Raw genomic sequence first — 20,239 nt, 5'->3', positions numbered from 1 at the left:
ACGCCTGATGGTGACACTTGTGGCATTGGTACAGATCTCTTGATTTGAGCTCGCAAAATTTCGAACCGCCGCAATTCGGACAACTAAAACCATGCGGCCATCTAAGTCTGAATAATGAGTCTTGGCACTTATCTTCGGTCCCATATTCGGACAGGAATTCGTGAATACTCTTTCCTTTTTGAAATTGGATCATATTTTTTGCCATGCTACACCTCCATCATATCTGGATAATCTTTCACATGCCTTAAGATAAGCATGGCGGAGTAAAAATGGTAATCAAAAAATTTAATATTGCTGGCCCCGCAAAAAGTCAGATTCCCTTCATTCCGGCGGGGGCTGTCCTTGTAAAAACCGGGAGCCGGAATCCAGAAGTAACTGAAATGCAAAGATGCCGGATCAAGTCCTACATAACGCCGATGCCTTTTGGTGACTTGTGGCTTTGTCAATATTGAAAAATCTAAGTAATGATCTCCATGTGTTCCGATTGACTGCCCTGCTTTTGTTGTTATCTTAGAGTAAACAAGGCGCAGCAGACATGGAGGTGGCTTATGTATACAAACGAACAGGTTTGTCAGAAAATAAGAGAAGTTTTTCCAAATATTGGCGAATGCGGTAAAGACCTGGATGTCCACTATGTAAAGGAACTTAAAGCCTGGGAAATTGACTTTGAAAGAAACGGGCATCATGTGAGGACTTTTCTTGATCCTGATGATGCGGAAAGATGTCTTGATAAAAATGAGTGCATAGGACTTGGCTTTCAGGTTGGCCAGTTTTAGGTTCATTTGAAATAATTAGAATTAAACATGATAATAACCGCACCCTCTAAGGTTTATGAGAACCAATCTGGGCGCGGTTTTTTTATGCCGCTGATGTTGATTTTTTTGTTTGCAGTCGGTCTCTCATAAATAAATTATTTTGCATTAATTCTTTTTGAGGTCTTTTTAATATAAGGAAAAGTCATGAAAGCAAACAGGCTCATAAATCAAAAAAGTCCTTATCTGCAACAGCACGCAACTAATCCCGTTGATTGGTATCCCTGGGGCGAAGAGGCCTTTAATAAGGCTCGTGGGGAAAATAAGCCTGTTTTTCTTTCCATCGGCTATTCCGCATGCCACTGGTGCCATGTAATGGAACATGAGAGTTTTGATGATGAAGCAACGTCAGAAATACTGAATAAGGTCTTTGTCTGTATAAAGGTGGACAGGGAAGAGCATCCTGCAGTTGATGAAATGTTTATGACCGCCTGTAATATGATTTCCGGAAGCGGGGGCTGGCCCCTTTCAATTTTTTTGACACCTGACATGCTTCCTTTTTTTGCCGCAACATATATTCCAAGGGAGTCTGCGTTTGGCAGGACAGGCCTCAAGGAAATTGCAGGCCGGGTTCATAATCTTTGGAGTACAAACAGAAAAGCTGTTCTTGAGTCCGCTTATTCTGTCAGGGAAGCCCTTGCAAATTTTTACAGGATTTATCAAAGAGATCCTTTAAGTCCCGAAGATTTTTTTCAGGCAGATAAAAAATTCAAATCAAGATATGACAGAGAAAATGGCGGTTTTATGCCGCATCCAAAATTTCCCATGCCACACACTCTAATTTATCTGATGAGAAGATCCAGACTGACGGGAGAAAATGAACTTCTTGAGATGGCAACAAATACTCTCAGAAAAATGCGCTTTGGAGGTATATGGGATCACGTGGGGTTAGGATTTCATAGATATTCCACTGATACAAAATGGTTTTTGCCGCATTTTGAAAAGATGCTGTATGATCAGGCCTTAAGCGCATGCGCCTATCTTGAGGCCTATGATATTACAAAGGATAGATTCTTTTTAAAAACTGCCTGTGAAATACTTGATTATGTTCTGACTGACCTGACTTCTCCTGACGGAGGATTTTACTCTGCCCAGGACGCTGACAGTGAGGGCGAAGAGGGATTGTTTTATACATGGGAGTATAAGGAGCTTGAAAAGATTCTGGATGATAAGGATCTGATATTTCTTGAAACCTGGTTTGGGGTTTCTGCTCGTGGAAACTATAAGGATGAGGCTACAGGGAAAAATGCAGGAAGAAATATTCTGGCCATAAGTAGTTCAGAAAACGAGTCAGAAGTCTTTTTACCCGGATTTGATTCAATTAGAAAAATTTTATACGAGGCGAGGCAAAAAAGAACCATGCCTCTGCTCGATAAAAAAATACTTGTCTCATGGAATGGTCTTGCGATAATGGCCTTTGCGCTTGGATTCAGACATACAGGCAATCAGGTTTATATCGATGCCGCAGAAAAAGCTGCGGGCTTTATTAAAAATAGCATGAGGGCTTGTGACGGTCGGCTTTTCCGTGGAGGAATGGAAATCTATGATTTGATCCCTCCTGTTTCCCAGGATTATTCTCATTTGATTACCGGGCTTCTTCATCTTGCAGATGTTTCGGAAAAAAACGAATATGTTAAATGGGCTTCAGAATTACAGGAAATAATGATTGCCGATTTTTTTGATTCAGACTCCGGGGTTTTCAGGATGGCAGATAAAAAAGGGGTTTTGTGCGTGAATCCTTTTGACATGAATGATTCTGCGATACCTTCCTCAAATTCCGCAGCATTTTATAATTTGAGGGTGCTTTCAGATAAGGTGGGCCGGCCTGACTGGAAAAAAATATCTGAAAGACTTGAAAAAAATATTGCAGGCAGTGCCATAAAATGGCCTGATGGCTTCAGCTGGTTCTTTGCTTGTCATGAAAGTTTGACAAAGTCTTAAACAGTCCGGTTTCAGCTTAAACTACATCCGGATCAAGTTCGGCATGATGCCGTTGCCTTTTTTTAGTTTTTGCGAGTCCATAAATTTGAATTGATGATGCGCAAGGAATGCCCCTTCAAATACGATTATGTGTAGCGGGCTTGATAGCGCTTTTTTGGTGATTTTGAAATCGGCTGTCAAATGGATTTTAAGATTTTATACGAAGATGAAAATTATATAGGAATTTATAAGCCAAACAGTATTCCTGTACACCGCAGTTCCTTTCACAGGACAGGCCTTTTTTTGCTCCAGGAGCTAAGAAACCAGACAGGGAAAAAACTATATCCTGTTCACAGGCTCGATCAGGCCGCATCCGGCGTGATGATGTTTGCTTTTTCTCCCGTAGCTGCCTCAGGTTTTTGCTCTCTTCTCAAGGAAAGATCTGTTAAAAAAAAGTACTTCATAATGGTAAGGGGATTTGTTCCTGAATCAGGCGTAATTGACAGTCCCTTATCAGATTCGTCTGGCAGGCAGAAAGATGCGGTTACATATTTCAAGAGAATTGCGACAAAAGAGATTGATATTCCCACAGGGCGGTACAGTACTTCAAGATATTCCCTTGTGGATGTAAATATTGGTACGGGACGTAGGCATCAGATAAGACGGCATTTTTCAAGAATATCCCATCCTGTCATTGGGGATTCGACCCATGGTGATATTCGTCACAATAACAGGGTTTTTGATCTTTCAGGATTAAGAAGACTGATGCTGTTTTCATGGCTTTGCTTTTTCAAGTGTCCTGTTTCCGGGAAAGATATCAAGGTCATTTCAAAACCTGATGACGATATTATGGGTTTTTATTCTGTTCTTGGTTGGGATGTTGCTCTAAAAGTGGCTATGGAAGCTTATGATTAGAATTCTTCTTAAAGCCGATTTGTTGCTTCAGGACTGGCCACGATTTTTGCTGAAGAAATGCAATTGTCTGATCTTAACGGTCAATTATTTTGAATTCTTGGGATGTTGTTATTCTTTATCAAGATGTCTTTGAGGTTAGAATTTTAAAATCTAAGTATAATAGCTCTTTTTGATGTTCTTATGCAAGATAAATATTTGTTTTTAAACAAATATATTAAACTTTTACTATCTTTTGCGTTGCACTAAGGTGTTCTCCCGATCATCCCGGGTATCAGGTCGGGTGAAAATCCTGTCCCCCCATAAAATGAATCCCCAGACCTATGGACAACAATCCGTCCGGTAAGATACATTACTTCATAAAGATTGTATGACTTCAGAAGACTTCGCCTTCCCCAAAACCAAAAAAACAGGAGTGTTTAAAATGGAAAAAAATTACCGCATTTATTCAGATTCAGACGCCCCTTCAAAAAACAGCAAAAGTGAAAAAAAAGAAGTAATGGAAGCAGTTGATCATTCGCATAATAATTCAGGCTATCATATGGCAGGCACCAAAGATGCCATGACTTCTAACAAAGCTTATTCAATGTATTGATTCTTTTCATCCGAATGACATATCAGCGTTAATCTACTTTAGCGCAATGCAGCCACAGCATAAAAATGTTATTTGGAATATGGAACAGAGCAAATCTTTCCTGACTTGTTTTATGATCTGATCTCTCTATTTATCCCCTTGGTCCCTGCTGTTTTGTTATAACGGCAGGGATTTCTTTTTTTTATTTTTTTCAAAAAGTATAATTTCTAAAGAATTCAGTATATTTGTATCCAGGCGTCAGGGCTTGACCTATGGCACACCTTGAGTTATATTGCACGATTCCTGAACAGGGGCGTCTTGCAGTATGATTTTTTTGGGGGCTGCATTGGCAATCGGGATAATTGATGTCGTAATCCGCACCCAGGGGGTGGATTAAGGTTTTTTAGAAAGGGAGCATACTACCATGGACGAAACCGCCAAGCTCATTATTGACGGGGTATCTTATGACCTGCCTGTGCTTACCGGTACAGAAGGTGACAAGGCCATTGATATCAGAAAGCTTCTCAGCTCAACCGGATATATCACCTATGATCCGGGCTTCGGTAATACAGGAAGCTGTGCAAGTTCCATTACATATATGGATGGTGAGCGCGGAATTTTAAGATACAGAGGGATTCCTGTCGAGCAGCTGGCTGAATACGCAACATTTGTGGAAATTGCGTATCTTCTTATAAATGGGCATTTGCCAACCCAGGATGAGCTTAACAGAACTCGAATGATTCTGAATGATACGTCCATGATTCATGAGTCCATGCATGTTTTTTTTCAGGCCTTTCCAAGGGGTTCGCACCCGATGAATATTCTTTCATCAATGGTTAATGCCCTAAGAGGATTTTATCCTGAACTTTATGATCATGATGATCCTGCTAACCCTGAGTACACATATTTGAGTCTTGTTTCAAAAGTCAGGACTCTTGCGGCCATGTCCTACAAGATTTCAAAAGGCGACAAGGTTATTTATCCTAGACATGATCTTTCATATTGCGCCAATTTTTTAAATATGATGTTCGACAGCCCTGTAAAGCCTTATATAATTGATGAAGATATCGTAAAGGCGCTCAACGTATTCTGGATTCTTCATGCTGATCATGAACAGAACTGTTCCACCGCAGCTGTGAGAGTTGTCGGAAGCGGAAAGGTTAATCTCTACTCCGCAATTTCCGCAGGAGTTTCAGCTCTTTGGGGGCCTCTGCATGGAGGCGCGAATCAGGCTGTAATTGAAATGCTCACAGATATACATGAAAATGGAATTCCTTTGGAAACCATTATAGCAAAGGCAAAAAGCAAGAAAGATCCTTTCAGGCTTATGGGCTTTGGTCACAGGGTTTACAAAACCTACGACCCACGGGCAAAAATAATGAAGCGCATGGCCGATAAGATTCTTTCAAAATTCAGAAGAGAGGATCCTTTACTCGATATTGCCAAGAGACTTGAAGAGATAGCTATTACTGATCCTTATTTTGTTGATCATAATCTTTATCCAAATGTTGATTTTTACAGCGGCATAGTATTGAGGGCAATGGGAATTCCCACAAACATGTTCACGGTAATGTTTGCAATAGGGAGACTTCCCGGCTGGATTTCCCAGTGGAGAGAGAGTATTAACGATCCTCACTGGAGAATAAGCAGGCCACGCCAGATTTATACTGGAGAACAGCAAAGAAATTATGTTCCCACAAGTCAGAGAATATAAATACTGAAATATAAAACCCGGCTTTACGCCGGGTTTTTTTATCCATGTCTGATTCTTGTTCCCATTTAGCTGATAATTGACGCCGAGAATCGAGCATAGCCATCTATAGAATGACGAGACGATTTCTTTCCTATTAAATTTTCTTTGTGAAAAGTAATATTCCGTCCATTTACGAATTTTAAAATTTTAATGAACAATCAAAACTGATCTTGCTTAGCCCTGCATTTTTAGGGAATGAATTTCTGATAATTGCGGATTGCATTTCTTCGGAAATCTGTAAAATTCAAGAAGGAGAACCTTATGTTGATGCCTCTGCCTGAAAGGATGTCCTGGAGAAATCCTCCGATAGTTACAATCATTCTTATCATAATCAATATCTCCATATTTTTAGTTTTTCAGCTTAAGGATACTGAATCTTATTTAAAAGCATCCGAGTTTTACAATGAATCAGGTCTTGTTAAGATCGAGCTAAGGGCTTACGCAAAATGGGCCAAAATCAACAGAAACTACGACAGCATCTATCTTGATATTCCTGATAATACGGAAATAAGCGAAACTGTGGGGGATTACCTCTACAGCAAGATGAAGGATGATGACGAGTTTTTAAAAAAGCTCGAAGACCGCACTGCTTTATCTGCCGATGATGATGATTATGAAAAATGGAGGGAATTGAGGCAGAAGTTTGAGGCTATGAGGTCAGAAGCTGTTTTTTATTCTTTCGGCTTTATTCCTGGTGAGAAGAAACCCATAACTTTTTTGACCCACATGTTCCTTCATGGCGGAGTTTCTCATCTTGTCGGAAATATGATTTTCCTCTGGATCATTGGAATACTTCTTGAAGCTGGGACAGGGAATCTGACCTTTCTGCTTTTATATATTTTGGGCGGATTTGCTTCCGTGATTGGCTTTTCGTTCTTTTCAGAAGGAAGCATGACACCCCTTGTAGGTGCTTCAGGGGCTATTTCTGCAATAATGGGCGCTTTCACTGTTATTTATAGAATGAAACCTGTGCGGGTTTTTATAAATCTCGGAGTTTATATTGATACTGTCAAACTTCCTGCAATAATCTTTCTGCCATTCTGGCTCGGTAATGAAATATATTCATATTATTCTAACACTGGTTCGCCCGTAGCATATATGGCCCATGCCTCAGGTCTTGCGGCAGGTGCGGTGCTGGGTTTTGCCGCAAGAAGAGCCGGATTTGTAAGGCTTGATGTAATTGATGAGGATAAAGAGCCTGAAAAGGATCCTTGCTCGGATCTTCTTGTGAAAGCCATGAATCATATGGCCAGGCTTGAGATTGACTTTGCCGTGCAGTCTCTTCAGAAGATCCTTGAAATTAATCCTGAGCATGAAGAAGCCGCAAAAAAAATATTCGAAATTGAAAAAAGCAGGAGGGATGCTGAGAAACTTCACGCTGCTGCAGGGATGTATATCAGGATCATGGTAAAAAAATTGGCCGATGCTGGAAGAATTGTCGAGGTTTATGACGCCTATGTCTCCATAGTCCAGAGACCGAGACTTGACCCTGAATTATATGCTGAAATTGCTCTCCGCATGGCCATATCCGGAAAATATGACAAGGCTCTCGGACTTGCTCTTGGGGTTTCAAAACTACCTGCGGATAGCAAGTCAAGGGTTCCTTCCTTGATGCTCAAGATTGTATTTGTTTTTGAAAAGGCTGGGTTGTCAGATAAACGCAACCAGTGTCTGGAGACAATAATCAGTTCATATCCTGATTCCCAGGCGGCAAGGGACGCAAAAGGGCTGATAATGTGATTCAGAGCAACTCAGGATTGTTTTCGCAAGGCCGCTTTTTTGAAGGCTATGTTCCCCTTAGATGTTGAAAAGCGAAATAATAATCCTTTTTGGAGTTATGAATCTTGGGGAACTTTTAGTAAAAAAGTTCCTTAAGTCCCCTCAAAAGCTTTATGCTTTTATTATGATCAGACGCAAATTCCCTAAAATTGTGCACGCACTGTCTAATTACCTGAAAGTTTTTGCGGAGCTTTTTTCAAAAAGCGACCCGCCGGAGGCCATTTTTTATTAAAAGTATTAGTTAGTTATTGGAATGATAAAATATTCCACACTTAACGGGAAAAGAGCCTTTTTGAAAAGCAGGTCCACAAAAAAATATGATTTCTCGGAGCTGCTTCTTTCATTACTTTATTCTTAAACTCCATTTATATGAGCCAGGTATTTTTTAGCTCTTTCTGAAGTTTCGTGGTCAGGAAAACGTACAAGAAGTTCTTTGAGCATTGATACGGATTTTTCCTTTTGAAGCAGCCCGTCGTGGAGTACCTGGGATACTCTGAAATAAGCATGGGGGGCAGCTGGGTCGTCAGGATGAAGTCTGATGATCCTTTCAAATATTTTGGCGGCCATCTCAGATTTACCTGTTTCGGTTAGCCATCCTCCAATTTTTAAAAGTGCCTTGGGGCTGGCAGGAAAGCTTGAATCAGCCTTGATGCTTTGCGAGAATACCTCCATCCCTTTTTTTCTGTCATTCTTATCTGTCAGAATATCCAGATAGGAAATTGCATGTCTCGAAATTTCAGACTGATCAGCGCCGGTCATTTTAAGGAGTTCGTAATAGAAACCGGATATTTCGTTATCCTGGATATTCCGTGTATCCAAGCATTCCCTGATTTCACTGAGAGCATCAGAGAAATTGCCCTCCCTCAGACATAACTCTATTCTTTTCTTCAGCTCTGAATTGGGATCGTTTACTGCTGGCTGAACAGCTGACTGTGTTGATTTTGCAATCTGCTGTCTTGTTTTAGCAGAAGTTATTTCAGCCATTTTTTCCTGATCAATGTCATAACCTATTTCTTTGTTGTATTGGAGCATTACATAACCCATGAGGTGATACATGACTATCACGTAGTAAGAACCTGAAAAGGTTTCGAAAAAAGATACTGACCAGTCTGGGAAAACGCCTCTTATATTGTAGGAAATGAAAGCCGGTGCTCCTATGAGAATCGATAAAAAGAAGAGCATTATGAAATAGCCGCCACCAATCTTTATAATCAGTCCTCCAAAATAAATCGGATTTATCGCCTTGAGAAGGCTTCCGGTCGCTGCAATCAGAATAATCATGGCTGGGAATGCTATTACACTGACCGCTGCAACGAGAAGAAACAGGATTGGCCCTTTACTTGCCGCAAATATGCTGGCCCCGAATAGAATCAGATATAGCATGGTCTGATTGATAAGGGGTTTCATGTCTGAGGCAAGATCGTCAAATCTGAATCCAGGAGGTTTTGTATCGCCCATGGCTGTCTGCTGAAGAACATCAAAGCTGTATTTCACCATGATGGCAGCAAGCAGGATTTTCATATATATAGCCACAAAAGGGATATAAGCCAGAATCAGCTGTCCAATGGAAACGCATATTATGAGAATTAGAGGTATGGCACTGAATGGATAGAGGAAAAATCTGTGCATTTTTGTCCAGAAAGGTTCGACAATCGCTGTATGGCCGGTTGGAAGGGCAGGTATGATGCATTTAGGGCAAAGATGTATCATTTCTTTGGAGAAGTTGCTTTTTTCTCTTTTAAGAATGCATTCGCTGCAGAAATTACTTTCGCATTTACCGCATTCCCATGAAGCAGGGACACCAGGATGAATAGAACAGTTAGACATTTAAGATCTCCGATATTGGAATAATTTTAAATAAAATCAGTATATTCAGGTTGGTTGCTAAGAAATAAATAAGCTATGTTCCCGTTAAGTGTGGAATACTTTATTATTCCAATAACTAATTAATACTTTTAATAAAAAGCCGGCCTCCGGCGGGTCGCTTTTTGAAAAAAGCTCCGCAAAAACTTTCAGATAATTAGACAAGTAAACACAACTTTAGGGCATTTGCGTCTGATCATAATAAAAACATAAATTTTTTGAGGGGACTTAAGGAACTTTTTACAAAAAGATCCCCAAGAACCAGAATTACAAAAAGGCTTATTCTTTAGCTTTTCAACATCTAAGAGGAACATAGCCAATAATTATGGATAAAAATACTAATTATTTTTACTTAAGATATTAAAGTGTATTCTTGTTATCTATGTTTTTTCAGTAATAAAAACTCCAACAAGCACAAGCATAGCACCAGCTATGAATGAAATGGTTATCTGCTCGTTTGAGTAAAAATAAGCTATAATGCTTGTCATTGGCGGAATAGAATAAAGATATATGCCAGCTTCATTCGAATTCATGCTTTCAAGTGCCTTGAAGTATAAAAACGTAGCTGCGAAAGAGCAAGTAATTCCTAAAAATAAAATCGAAATCCATGCATTAATTGCAATATTTGAGAAACTGAATCCGGCCCTTATGACCTCTCCAGCTCCGAATGGAATCATTGCGATAGCCCCTGTTATGGTTACTGCGGCGGTCATGTTGACGGCTCCGCCCATTTTTTCAGATGTTTCCTTGCCGAAAACAGTGAAAACGCCCCACATAACTATACTTAAAAAAACAAGCGAATCTCCGATGATCGAGTTGATGGCAAAGTTTTTCAAAACACCGAAGCCCATTACTGTGATAACACCGCAAAAAGCAATAATGATGCCTGTTATTTTGCCTGTTGATAGCTTTTCTTTAAAGAAAATCAGAGAAATGAGTGCAATGGATATGGGGGCTGTGACTGCGTATAATGAAGCATTTGAAGCAGTGGTGTATGCTATTCCTATTGTCTGGGTTCCGTAATGAAGAACAGTGCCAGAGAGGCTTAGGAGAAAAAGCTTCACTCCTCCTTTTCTGATCATTTCGTATATATTTTTTTTTGCGTACGTTGCCCAGGCAAGAAAGCAGAACGCAGACACGATGAGTCTAAGTGTTACAACCGTGAGTGGCGGTGTTGATTCAAGAGCTGCCTTTGAAGCTATGAAGGAAAGCGCCCACAAAAAGCAAGCCAGAATAAGTGAAGCCCTTGACGCTAAATCACTGCCGCAGAAAACCAGAATTTTTTCTTTCATTGTCTTGTGCCAATCTAAAAACAATATATACTTTCGGCAAATGTTGACCGGCATAATTCTGAACATATCTTGAAAGATAAGATGATGCCCGTCAGCAGGCCTTTTCCGGGCCAGAATATATGCACAGACAGATTCTTATTACAAGGTTCAATATTAGAGAAATGATTTCGGGTTTTAATTATATAAATGTTGCAGTTCCACTTCCTGTCCAGGGAGCATTCACTTATTCGGTGCCTGAAAATCTGAAAGCCTCGGTTAAGGTGGGGGTAAGGGTTCTTGTTCCTTTCGGGCACAGAACTCTTACCGGCTATGTTATGGGAGCGTCTGGAGATTCACTCCGTAATTCACCAGTAAATTCGTCAGGCAATGAAATAAAGGAAATAATTGACGTAATAGACGATAATCCTGTGTTTCCTTTTGAAATGGCATCTTTTTTTGAATGGATTTCATCTTATTATGTTCATCCAATTGGCGAAGTAATAGAAACTGCTCTTCCAAAGGGTATAAACATGGAAGATCATGCTGTGGTTTCCCTTGCATGCTCATACTGCGGTGATCTTAATCCGGCAGAGCAGAATCTTGTATCTATTATTGGAGATTCACGGCTGCATAAAAAGAAGCTTCTTTCTCAAAAAGATGTGACCCAGGCTCTTCTTCTTTCCATGCAGAGAAAAGGCATAATCGAAGTATCAAGGCAACTTGCAAAAGCAAGAACCGGTCACAGGATGCAGAAGTTTATTTCTGTTTTCGAGTCTTTTCCTTTAGAAGCTGTTTCCGGACTTACCAAGACCCAGTTAAAAACATTGGAAGCATTAAAAGAAAAAGGTGAAATAAGCCTGGCAGCAGCCCGGCATTTGGAAAACATATCAGAATCAGCTTTGAAAGTTCTCAGGCAGAAAGGTTTGATTAATATAATTGAAAAACCTGAATACAGAGATCCATTTGGTGATCCTGTGTCGCCTGATTCCCCTCCTGATCTTAACGCCGAGCAGATAAACGCGCTGAATCAGATTGTTTCATCCACAGGCAATGGGTTTAAGGTATATCTTCTGAAAGGAGTCACCGGCAGCGGCAAGACCGAAGTTTATATGAATGCCGTTATGGATGTTCTGAAAAAGGGCGGCAGCGCCATTGTTCTTGTACCTGAGATAGCTCTTATTTCCCAGACAGAAAGAAGATTCAGAGCCAGATTTGGAGATAATATTGCGGTTCTTCATAGCGGACTTTCAGAAGGCGAAAGATTTGATCAGTGGACCAGAATAAGAAATGGCGAAGTCAAGGTGGTTATTGGAGCAAGGTCTGCCATTTTTGCCCCCCTTGTCTGTCCATCCCTGATAATTGTGGATGAAGAGCATGATGATTCCTATAAGCAGGATACTGGACTCAGGTATAATGCCAGAGATCTTGCGGTTGTGAGGGGAAGAATGCACGGCGCCTGCGTTGTTCTTGGCTCTGCCACTCCGTCTTTACAGACGATGTTTAATGTAAAATCCCGCAGATTCGGTCTTCTGGAAATTAATAGTAGAGTCAATGACATGCCTATGCCCAAGGTCAGGATGGTAGATCTCAGGGCATTTGGGAAAAATGACCCCAGGGCGGTGATTTCCCAGGTTCTTGAAGACGCAATCAAAGAGACTCTTACGAGGGGAGAACAGGTTCTGCTTTTTATCAACAGGCGAGGCCATTCTCCGTTTCTAATGTGCGAGGCATGCGGAGAGGCTGTAAAGTGCAGAAACTGTGATATTTCATTGACCTTTCATCAGAAAAGCAGGGCCTTCAAATGTCATTTATGCGGTTTTGTGAAATCATCTGTTTCAAGGTGTGAGTCCTGTGGATCTTCCAGGATCAGACAGCTTGGTACCGGCGCTGAAAAAATAGAGGAAATAATCAGAAAGCTTTTTCCTGATGCAAGGGTCGAGAGGATGGATCAGGACACCACAAGAGCAAAAGGATCTGTCCTTAAGATCCTGAAGCGCTTAAGGGAGCGCGAGACAGATATACTTGTCGGAACCCAGATGGTAGTCAAAGGCCATGATTTCCCGGGTATAACCTTGGTTGGAATAATCTGCGCCGATCTTTCACTGAATTTTCCTGATTTCAGGGCAGGGGAGCGCACGTTTCAGATTCTTTCCCAGGTAGCAGGAAGAGCAGGCAGGGGCGATATTCCTGGAAAGGTTATCATGCAGACCTATAATCCAGTGCATTATGCGATATCGGTCGCAAGGGATCAGGACTATGACTCATTTTACAGACAGGAAAGTTCTTTCAGGAAATCCCTGGATTATCCGCCATACACAAGAATTGCCCAGATAAGAATATGGTCTGCTGATGAAGGCGTTGCAGAAAAGCAGGCGTCTCTTGCCGGGGAGAGGTGTGTTTTTTTACAGGCAGAAAAAGAGGAATTCAGGAATACTATATCAATATTGGGGCCTGTTGAAGCATCACTATACAGAATGGGTGGTAATTACAGATGGCAGATACTGGTCAAGGCCAAAACTCCGTCCAGCCTTAATTCATTCATTAAATGCATTTCAAGCGATGCAGTGTTTGCCAAAGCTCATTCAGGCGCTAAAATGGCCGTGGATATTGATCCTTATTTTATGATGTGACTCCAGTTTGTAAATATTGATGGCTTCGCAAAAAATCCAACTTCTACAACAATCAAACTTGACGAGGTCGCAAAAAGTCAAAAAAAGTGTCATGCCGGACTTGATACGGCATCCAGTAATTTCAAATAGTTCTGGATTCCGGCCTGCGCCGGAATGACGAGAATCGGACTTTTGCGAGTCCATCAACCTTGTCATTTGGAAGCTTCTTCTTACTATTCCATTTTGCATTCAAGATGATACAAAGGCGGCGAGGAGGAAGCCCCGGAGGCGTGTGGTGTTTGTACGCCTTTGAGCTGACAACGCAGCCAACCCGATCCATTCTTTGAGGTAGCGCTTTGAATGAGAATTGGAGTTAAGTGCCTTTTATGAGATTCATAAGTTCCTCTGAGCTCATTTTGCCCGTCGCCTCTGCACCTTCAAGTATGCTTTCAGCAAGGTTCCTTTTGTGTTTGTGAAGCGCCATTATCTTTTCCTCTATACTGCCGGACATGACGAGCCTGTAGATTGTCACAGGCTGTTTCTGGCCCATTCTGTGCGCCCTCGCCGAAGCCTGGTCTTCTACCGCCGGATTCCACCACGGATCAAGGTGGATAACGTAGTTTGCCGCAGTCAGGTTAAGCCCGGTACCTCCGGCCTTCAGACTTATAAGAAAAAAATCAGCCTCGCCGGCCTGGAAAGAGGCCACGCTGGCATTCCTTTGTTTTGGGGGCGTTGAACCGTCCAGATAAAGATATTTTATTCCTTTGTTGTCGAGGGCTTTTTTCACAATCGAAAGAAAGCTTGTGAACTGACTGAAAATGAGGGCTTTATGCCTGTTCTCGAGAAGCTCTTCAACTATCTCCATGAAAGTATCTGTTTTAGCGCCTTCAATTCCGCATCCAGGGACAGCGAGTTCAGGATGGCAGCTTGCAAGTCTTAATTTTGTGATACCTGCAAGAATCTGGAGGTATTTCTGCCCGGCAGGCTTGCCTTCATCTTTTTCAATCTCTTCGAGTATATCCCTGCGCAGGGATTCATAAAATGCAGTCTGTTTAATATCTGGTTCGACCTTTATTGCTATTTCTGTTTTTTCAGGCAGATCATCCAGGACGTCTGTTCTGAGGCGTCTGAGTATGAATGGTCTTATCAGCTGTTTGAGCCTGTTATGGGCGATCTTGCTTTTTTCCCTTTCAATGGGTGCAGCATATCTTTCATTGAAACTTTCCTTAGAGCCGAGGAGGCCTGGATTAATAAAAGAAAAAAGGGTGTGGAGTTCATCCAGGCTGTTTTCCACAGGAGTTCCCGTAGTTATCAGCCTGAAATCAGCCTTTAACTTGAGTGCTGTCTGGGTTCTTTTGGCTGTTTCGTTTTTGATTGCCTGGGCTTCGTCAAGAACAACCACATTCCAGCTGATATTTTCGAAGATCTTTTCTCCCTGCTGCATCAGGCCGTAGCTGACAATGAGAATATCCATGGGCCCGAGGTCCTTCAGCATTTTTTCCCTGTCTGATCCTCCGAAAATAATAGGGTTGAGTGTCGGTGCGAATTTTAGTGTTTCAGATATCCAGTTTCCGCATACGGATGTGGGAGCCACAACCAAAGAGGGGCCTTCTGCCGCCGTTCTTAAAAGAAGGGCAAGGGTCTGGACTGTTTTGCCAAGGCCCATGTCATCCGCAAGGCAGGCCCCTGTTCCAAGTGCTGCAAGACGGCAGAGCCAGGTATATCCTTCAGCCTGATAAGGCCTCAGTTCTGCCTGAAGAGTCGAAGGTATCAAAGGCTCAAGGCCCATGGCCTCATCAATTTTTTTCTGGTATTTATCCCAGGCCTTATCTGTTTTTGCCCCTTTCATGTCAGACAGAATATCGCGAAGTATTACAGCCGCGCCTTTAGCCATCTTCAGACCTGATTTAGTCTGTTGAGACGCGCTTTCCATTGCCAGAAGTTTTTTGTGCAGGGATTTTGAAAGGGCCAGAAATTCGTTTTCACCGATTTTTATGAAGCGGGACTCCGTGGACAGATTCTCAAGGATTTTTTTGATTTCTATGACAGTTCCGTCGTCTGTTTTTACTGATCCGTCAATCTCAAACCAGTCAACGCCTGATGAAACCTTGAGATTCATTCTGTCAGTGTCTATGCTTGCTTTTATGCCGAGACTTTTGCCTTCTGGCCAGGCAACGGCAGCCAATCCTTTTTCAGCTACTTCTTTAAGTTCAGAGACAAGTTCAAGAATGTCATCAATATCTTCCGAATACCAGTGAAACGACTTTGATGCCTGTTCAAGCGAAGGGCATTTATCTATTACTGATTTTGCCCTTGCTTTTTCCTCCTTGAGATTTCTTATGGCCTGGACTTTTTTGCCTTCAAGTTCGGTCATAATGATCTCGCCGCCCTGGCCGGGTTTGAATGAGGGGCCGTTATCACCAAGCGGCTGAATAACAATGTCAGCCCTTATTCCTGCTCCTGCCGGGTAAAGAAGAACACTCGGGCCTGGATCAGTATCAACAGTATAAACATTTGAGTCTATTGCAGCCAGATCACTCTGGATTTCAAGGAATGGACTGGCTGGCGCAAGGATTTCCCTGACTGTTTCCTCAGCTTTGATGGGAGCTGAGAATCCTTTTTTACCTATGACCTTTGCAATTTTTATGAGTTCATCCGAAAAAATGTAAACCCTTATTCTGGATGGCGGCTCTTTCAGCAGAATAATCCTGTAATCATCCGGGAAAGGACTGATGCTCACTTTAATTCCGTCTTTGTTTTTCTTTACAGAGAGTCCGGGCTTGCCTTTGCATATTTCCACCCTTGAAAGAGATCCGTCCCCGTTTTTTTCAAAGACAAGCGGATGTCCTTCAAGAATCGAAACAGCCTTTTCAATTTTCAGCTCAAGTTCATAGCCTTTATAGTAGTCATAGGCCAGTTCGGCAGCGTCAATAGCCCTTGCATCCTGGTCAGTAAGAAAATAATCCTTTTCATTTTTGAGTCTTTTTATAGATGCTTTTTTACCTGAAGACCATACTCCTTTGGCGTTTAGTTTCTGTTCCATGGGGTAGATCTTTCCTTCATTTAAATCCACAACCCAGACGAGTCTTTTTTCCGAAGATGCTTTTCTGTCCTCGGAAATCGCCAGCATTTTTTTTATTGTTTCAAGTGTGGAGAGCCATTTTTCCTTTGTTGTCAAAAGAAGTGAAATAAATGGTTTGGCATGGTTTTCACCCGGTTTCCTTTTATTATTCAGGTTGAGCTTTTCAAGAAAAAAGTCCAGTTCCGAACTCAGCCATGGTGATCCTGATTTACTGGCTTTTTTTTGCACCTCAAGGCATGGAGTGCCTATACTGTCCGGCGGATCTCCAAATACGATGGTGAATGAAAGGGCAAGGAACAGAAACGAGAGAGAAGACAGATTTTTAAAATTATGAAGATCGTAAGAGCTTATGTTTATATAAGCTTCCCTGTCGACTGAAAGGCTCTTGACCAGCCATGCATTATAAAGAAAATTGCTTGATTTCAGAACCTCGGGCCCAATTTCGGGATTCTTCTGAATAAAGTTAAACCAGGATTTAATTGTCTTGTCGTCTTCTGATATATGACCGGCTAAAATCATTAAAAGGTATATCTGGCCGCATAAGCCCGGTATTATCCAGCTTTTTTTTCTTGTTGCCTTTTTGGCAAGGGAAATGTTTTCCTGGAGGTATTTTATTGCTTCTTCTTTTTTTCCTGAGATGAGCATGTCAAGACCGTAAAGGGCATAGTAGTCGTTAAGCCTGCTCAGGCCATATCCTTCAAGCGCTGGTATATCTATTTCCCCCTGGGTATAAAGCTGATCCATGGCCAGCAGGTATATTCTGCGGGATAGTTTTGGGCTGTCAGGGTCGGCAATTATGTATTTTGATGTGAAGTAATCACGGATGTTGTCTGGTATGGGCCCGGAGTCAATAAATCTGCTTGCCATCAGTCCCTCTGATATGTCGGCGGACATGGCTAACGGCATTTTCTCTATCCATTCCGATCTGAACGGGTTCATGCAGATGCTTTTAATGACGGGAAGAAAAAGACCAGCTTCTTCCAGCACCTTTTTTATCCTGAAGTATTCTTCCTGGTCTCCACCTAAAATAGCAAGTCTCAGATATCTTGACATTTTGTTGGCAGCTGTAACAGAGGGGTATCTCGCTTCATATCGCAAATAAAAATCGATATCTGTTTCCTTTAAAGCAGAGAGGGCGAGCGTTCTGGCGTCATCGTCGTTTACAAGGTTCTTTACAATGAAATCTGCCACATCTTGCTTCATGACAAAGGAAGAGTCAATCAGCCCGGCATTGATCAGCCTGTCGCAAATTGGTGTTATTCTTGCCGCCGAGGAGAGATTTTTTTCTTCGGAAGTTTTTCCGAATTCGAGCATGATCTGGGCAATCCTTTTTTTGTTGAGACTGCCCCCCACAACTGCTATCGCTTTTAGAACAGTTTTGTCTATGTCTTTAAGAGCCTCGAATTTTTCTTTGATTTTTTCTGAGTTCATTCATCTGTTTCCAATCGGTATCGTAATCCTTGATGGCTTTATATAAAGTCCAGCTTCTGCGCTTAAGCCGCATCTTTTGTCATCTTTGTCCGCCTCATTTCCAAAAAGATTTGCGCCTTGAATCTGGAAATTGCCAGCTTTTTGCTATTTTATCATCATCAGGCAGCGCCATATTCTGCAAGAGCCGGTGAAGGTTAGCAGAGCAAAAAAGCCTGTCAATACCAATGATGAGCAGAATGTTTCATGTGAGTTTTTTTTACTTGCTGCGGGCCTTTTGTGAAGGGCTATCCTTAAGAAAACTTATTTTCACTGATATATCAAAATGGGATCAATTTGCTTTAATATCTTTTATTTATGCATCAAAGGAAATTAAGCTTTCAAAGTCGCTTCTTGACAATTATGGCTTTGATAATTAGATAAACCTGAATCTGAAAAATTACAGATTCTTCAAATTCCTCTATCAAAAGAGTTCCATTGTTCAAAAAATGAAACCCACTTTAGGAGCAAAAACTGAAATGATCGAAGTCAAAAACCTCTCCAGGCATTTTGGCCATATTGCGGCTGTTGAAAATGTCTCATTCACGGTTCAGAAAGGGGACGTGCTCGGTTTTTTAGGGCCGAACGGAGCCGGAAAGTCAACGACCATGAGAATGATCACGGGCTATATTCCCCCGACTTCAGGGACTGCCATAATAGGCGGTTTCGACATTTGCGAAGAGCCTCTGAAGGCAAGGGAGAAAATAGGGTATCTCTCTGAAACCGTACCTGTTTACCATGATATGTCCGTGACAGGTTTTCTTAAATTCTGCGGCGAAATACGGGGTTTTTACGGTAAGGAAAATAAGAAAAAAGTTTCAGAGATCATTGAAAAATGCTTTTTGAAAGAGGTCGTTAATCAGAATATCGGCACTCTTTCCAAGGGTTACAGGCAGAGGGTCTGCTTTGCCCAGAGCATCATCCACGACCCTGAGTATCTTATTCTTGATGAACCAACAGACGGTCTTGATCCGAATCAGAAGCACGTTGTCCGTCAGATGATCAGGGAAATGAGCGGCACCAAGGCCATAATTCTTTCAACGCATATTCTTGAGGAAATGGATGCGGTCTGCAACAGGGCTGTCCTCATATCCAAGGGCAGGATCGTGGTTGATGAAACACCTGACGAGCTTCGCTCAAGATCAGTTCTTCATAATTCGATTACTATGGAAATTGAGGCATCAGATGTTGAAAAAGCTATGGGTGCCATGGAAAAAATTGAAGGTGTCAAGGAAGTCCAGATTCTTGAGAGAATGCCTGATTCCACAACTGTGAGGGTGCATCCCTCGGACAGATCGAAATCAATATCTGTCGATGTCAGTCACGCAATGGCGCATATGGGCGTGTCTCTTCTATCATTTCATGTAGAGCATGGAAGATTGAATGAAGTTTTCAGACAACTCACTTCTAACTGATCGAAATAATGAGGATTCATCAGACAATGAACAGAGGCTTAAGGCATATAAAATCTATTTTCATGAGGGAATTGACCGGATATTTTGGTTCAGCCCTTGCTTATGTTTTTTTAGTTATTTTTCTGGTTCTTCTCGGTTTTTTCACCTTTTATGTCAGCGGCTTTTTTGAAAACGGCCAGGCTGATCTGAGTGCTTTCTTTTCATGGCATCCATGGCTATACATGCTGCTCGCACCGGCCATAACCATGAGACTCTGGGCTGATGAAAGAAAACAGGGAACGCTTGAACTTCTCATGACATTTCCTATAACTCCTTTTGAGGCAATCATGGGGAAGTTTCTTGCGGCCTGGATTTTTGTAGGCATAGCACTTTTTCTGACATTTCCGATCGTGATTACGGTCGCTTATCTCGGATCTCCTGATTCAGGCGCAATTTTCTGCGGTTATGCAGGAAGTTTTTTAATGGCAGGCGCTTTCCTCAGCATCGGTCTAATGAGCTCATCGCTTACAAGAAGTCCTGTGGTTAGCTTTCTTGTTTCAACCTTTATCTGCCTCTTTTTTAACCTTGCCGGTTATCCTCCGGTAACACAGGCAATGAAGAGCATTACCCCTGATGTTATGGTGAATTTCGTGTCAGGTCTGAGTATGCTTACCCATGTGGCATCTATAAGCAGAGGCGTGATCTCGTTTTTTGATCTATCCTATTTTCTTTCTGTCATGGGTTTCATGCTTTTTATCAACTCTGTGTCTCTTGAGAACAGGCAGACCCTGTAATTTCAGGTA

13 protein-coding genes are annotated in these 20,239 nt (G+C 41.8%); 9 read left to right on the top strand and 4 right to left on the bottom strand.

Features of this window, described 5'->3' with window-relative positions:
• Nucleotides 1-205: transposase (locus tag K245_RS27155; RefSeq protein WP_027358177.1), on the bottom strand; the 205-nt coding region annotated here is incomplete at its 3' end.
• Nucleotides 206-548: 343 nt separating this feature from the next.
• Between K245_RS27155 and K245_RS0103400 the strand changes: the two genes are divergently transcribed.
• The 6 genes from K245_RS0103400 (at nucleotide 549) to K245_RS0103375 (ending at nucleotide 7,711) form a co-directional block, all read left to right on the top strand.
• Nucleotides 549-776 (top strand): hypothetical protein, encoded by a 228-nt coding sequence (locus K245_RS0103400; protein ID WP_027358175.1) that lies wholly within the window; start codon nucleotides 549-551, stop codon nucleotides 774-776.
• Nucleotides 777-959: 183 nt separating this feature from the next.
• Entirely contained in the window at nucleotides 960-2,753 is a 1,794-nt protein-coding gene (locus K245_RS22900; protein WP_051283831.1) for a thioredoxin domain-containing protein, read from the top strand.
• 180 nt (nucleotides 2,754-2,933) lie between these two features.
• A complete protein-coding gene (locus K245_RS22895) occupies nucleotides 2,934-3,647 on the top strand; it encodes a pseudouridine synthase (protein ID WP_035276387.1) in 714 nt (237 codons plus the stop codon).
• 421 nt (nucleotides 3,648-4,068) lie between these two features.
• Complete coding sequence (locus tag K245_RS27595; protein ID WP_156906684.1) at nucleotides 4,069-4,239, top strand: hypothetical protein; 171 nt, start codon at nucleotides 4,069-4,071, stop codon at nucleotides 4,237-4,239.
• A 403-nt stretch (nucleotides 4,240-4,642) separates the two neighbouring features.
• Nucleotides 4,643-5,932 carry a citrate synthase gene (locus tag K245_RS0103380; RefSeq protein ID WP_027358174.1) on the top strand — a complete coding sequence of 430 codons (1,290 nt, stop codon included), beginning with the start codon at nucleotides 4,643-4,645 and terminating at the stop codon, nucleotides 5,930-5,932.
• A gap of 300 nt (nucleotides 5,933-6,232) precedes the next feature.
• Nucleotides 6,233-7,711 carry a rhomboid family intramembrane serine protease gene (locus K245_RS0103375; RefSeq protein ID WP_027358173.1) on the top strand — a complete coding sequence of 493 codons (1,479 nt, stop codon included), beginning with the start codon at nucleotides 6,233-6,235 and terminating at the stop codon, nucleotides 7,709-7,711.
• Between the two features lie 393 nt (nucleotides 7,712-8,104).
• Here K245_RS0103375 and K245_RS0103360 read toward each other — a convergent pair whose 3' ends face one another.
• Together K245_RS0103360 and K245_RS0103355 are read right to left on the bottom strand one after the other, a co-directional pair.
• Nucleotides 8,105-9,577: a hypothetical protein gene (locus K245_RS0103360; protein ID WP_027358171.1), complete on the bottom strand. Its 1,473-nt coding sequence runs from the start codon at nucleotides 9,575-9,577 to the stop codon at nucleotides 8,105-8,107.
• 416 nt (nucleotides 9,578-9,993) lie between these two features.
• Nucleotides 9,994-10,905 carry a DMT family transporter gene (locus K245_RS0103355; protein WP_027358170.1) on the bottom strand — a complete coding sequence of 304 codons (912 nt, stop codon included), beginning with the start codon at nucleotides 10,903-10,905 and terminating at the stop codon, nucleotides 9,994-9,996.
• 119 nt (nucleotides 10,906-11,024) lie between these two features.
• Between K245_RS0103355 and priA the strand changes: the two genes are divergently transcribed.
• Nucleotides 11,025-13,514, top strand: a complete 2,490-nt coding sequence (priA, locus tag K245_RS0103350) for a primosomal protein N' (RefSeq protein WP_051283830.1) — start codon at nucleotides 11,025-11,027, stop codon at nucleotides 13,512-13,514.
• 352 nt (nucleotides 13,515-13,866) lie between these two features.
• Here the strand turns inward: priA and K245_RS22890 are convergent, their stop codons facing one another.
• The gene (locus tag K245_RS22890; RefSeq protein ID WP_051283829.1) at nucleotides 13,867-18,006 is read right to left on the bottom strand and encodes a DEAD/DEAH box helicase; all 4,140 of its coding nucleotides are present in this window, start codon (nucleotides 18,004-18,006) and stop codon (nucleotides 13,867-13,869) included.
• A 515-nt stretch (nucleotides 18,007-18,521) separates the two neighbouring features.
• Between K245_RS22890 and K245_RS0103335 the strand changes: the two genes are divergently transcribed.
• Complete coding sequence (locus tag K245_RS0103335; RefSeq protein ID WP_027358167.1) at nucleotides 18,522-19,457, top strand: ABC transporter ATP-binding protein; 936 nt, start codon at nucleotides 18,522-18,524, stop codon at nucleotides 19,455-19,457.
• 26 nt (nucleotides 19,458-19,483) lie between these two features.
• Nucleotides 19,484-20,230 carry an ABC transporter permease subunit gene (locus tag K245_RS0103330; protein ID WP_035276386.1) on the top strand — a complete coding sequence of 249 codons (747 nt, stop codon included), beginning with the start codon at nucleotides 19,484-19,486 and terminating at the stop codon, nucleotides 20,228-20,230.
• Nucleotides 20,231-20,239 lie beyond the last annotated feature (9 nt).

The organism is Desulforegula conservatrix Mb1Pa (assembly GCF_000426225.1).
Classification (GTDB): Bacteria; Desulfobacterota; Desulfobacteria; order Desulfobacterales; family Desulforegulaceae; genus Desulforegula; species Desulforegula conservatrix.
Note: the sequence above shows the minus strand (reverse complement) of the source record. Positions and strands in the feature narration are given on the sequence as shown.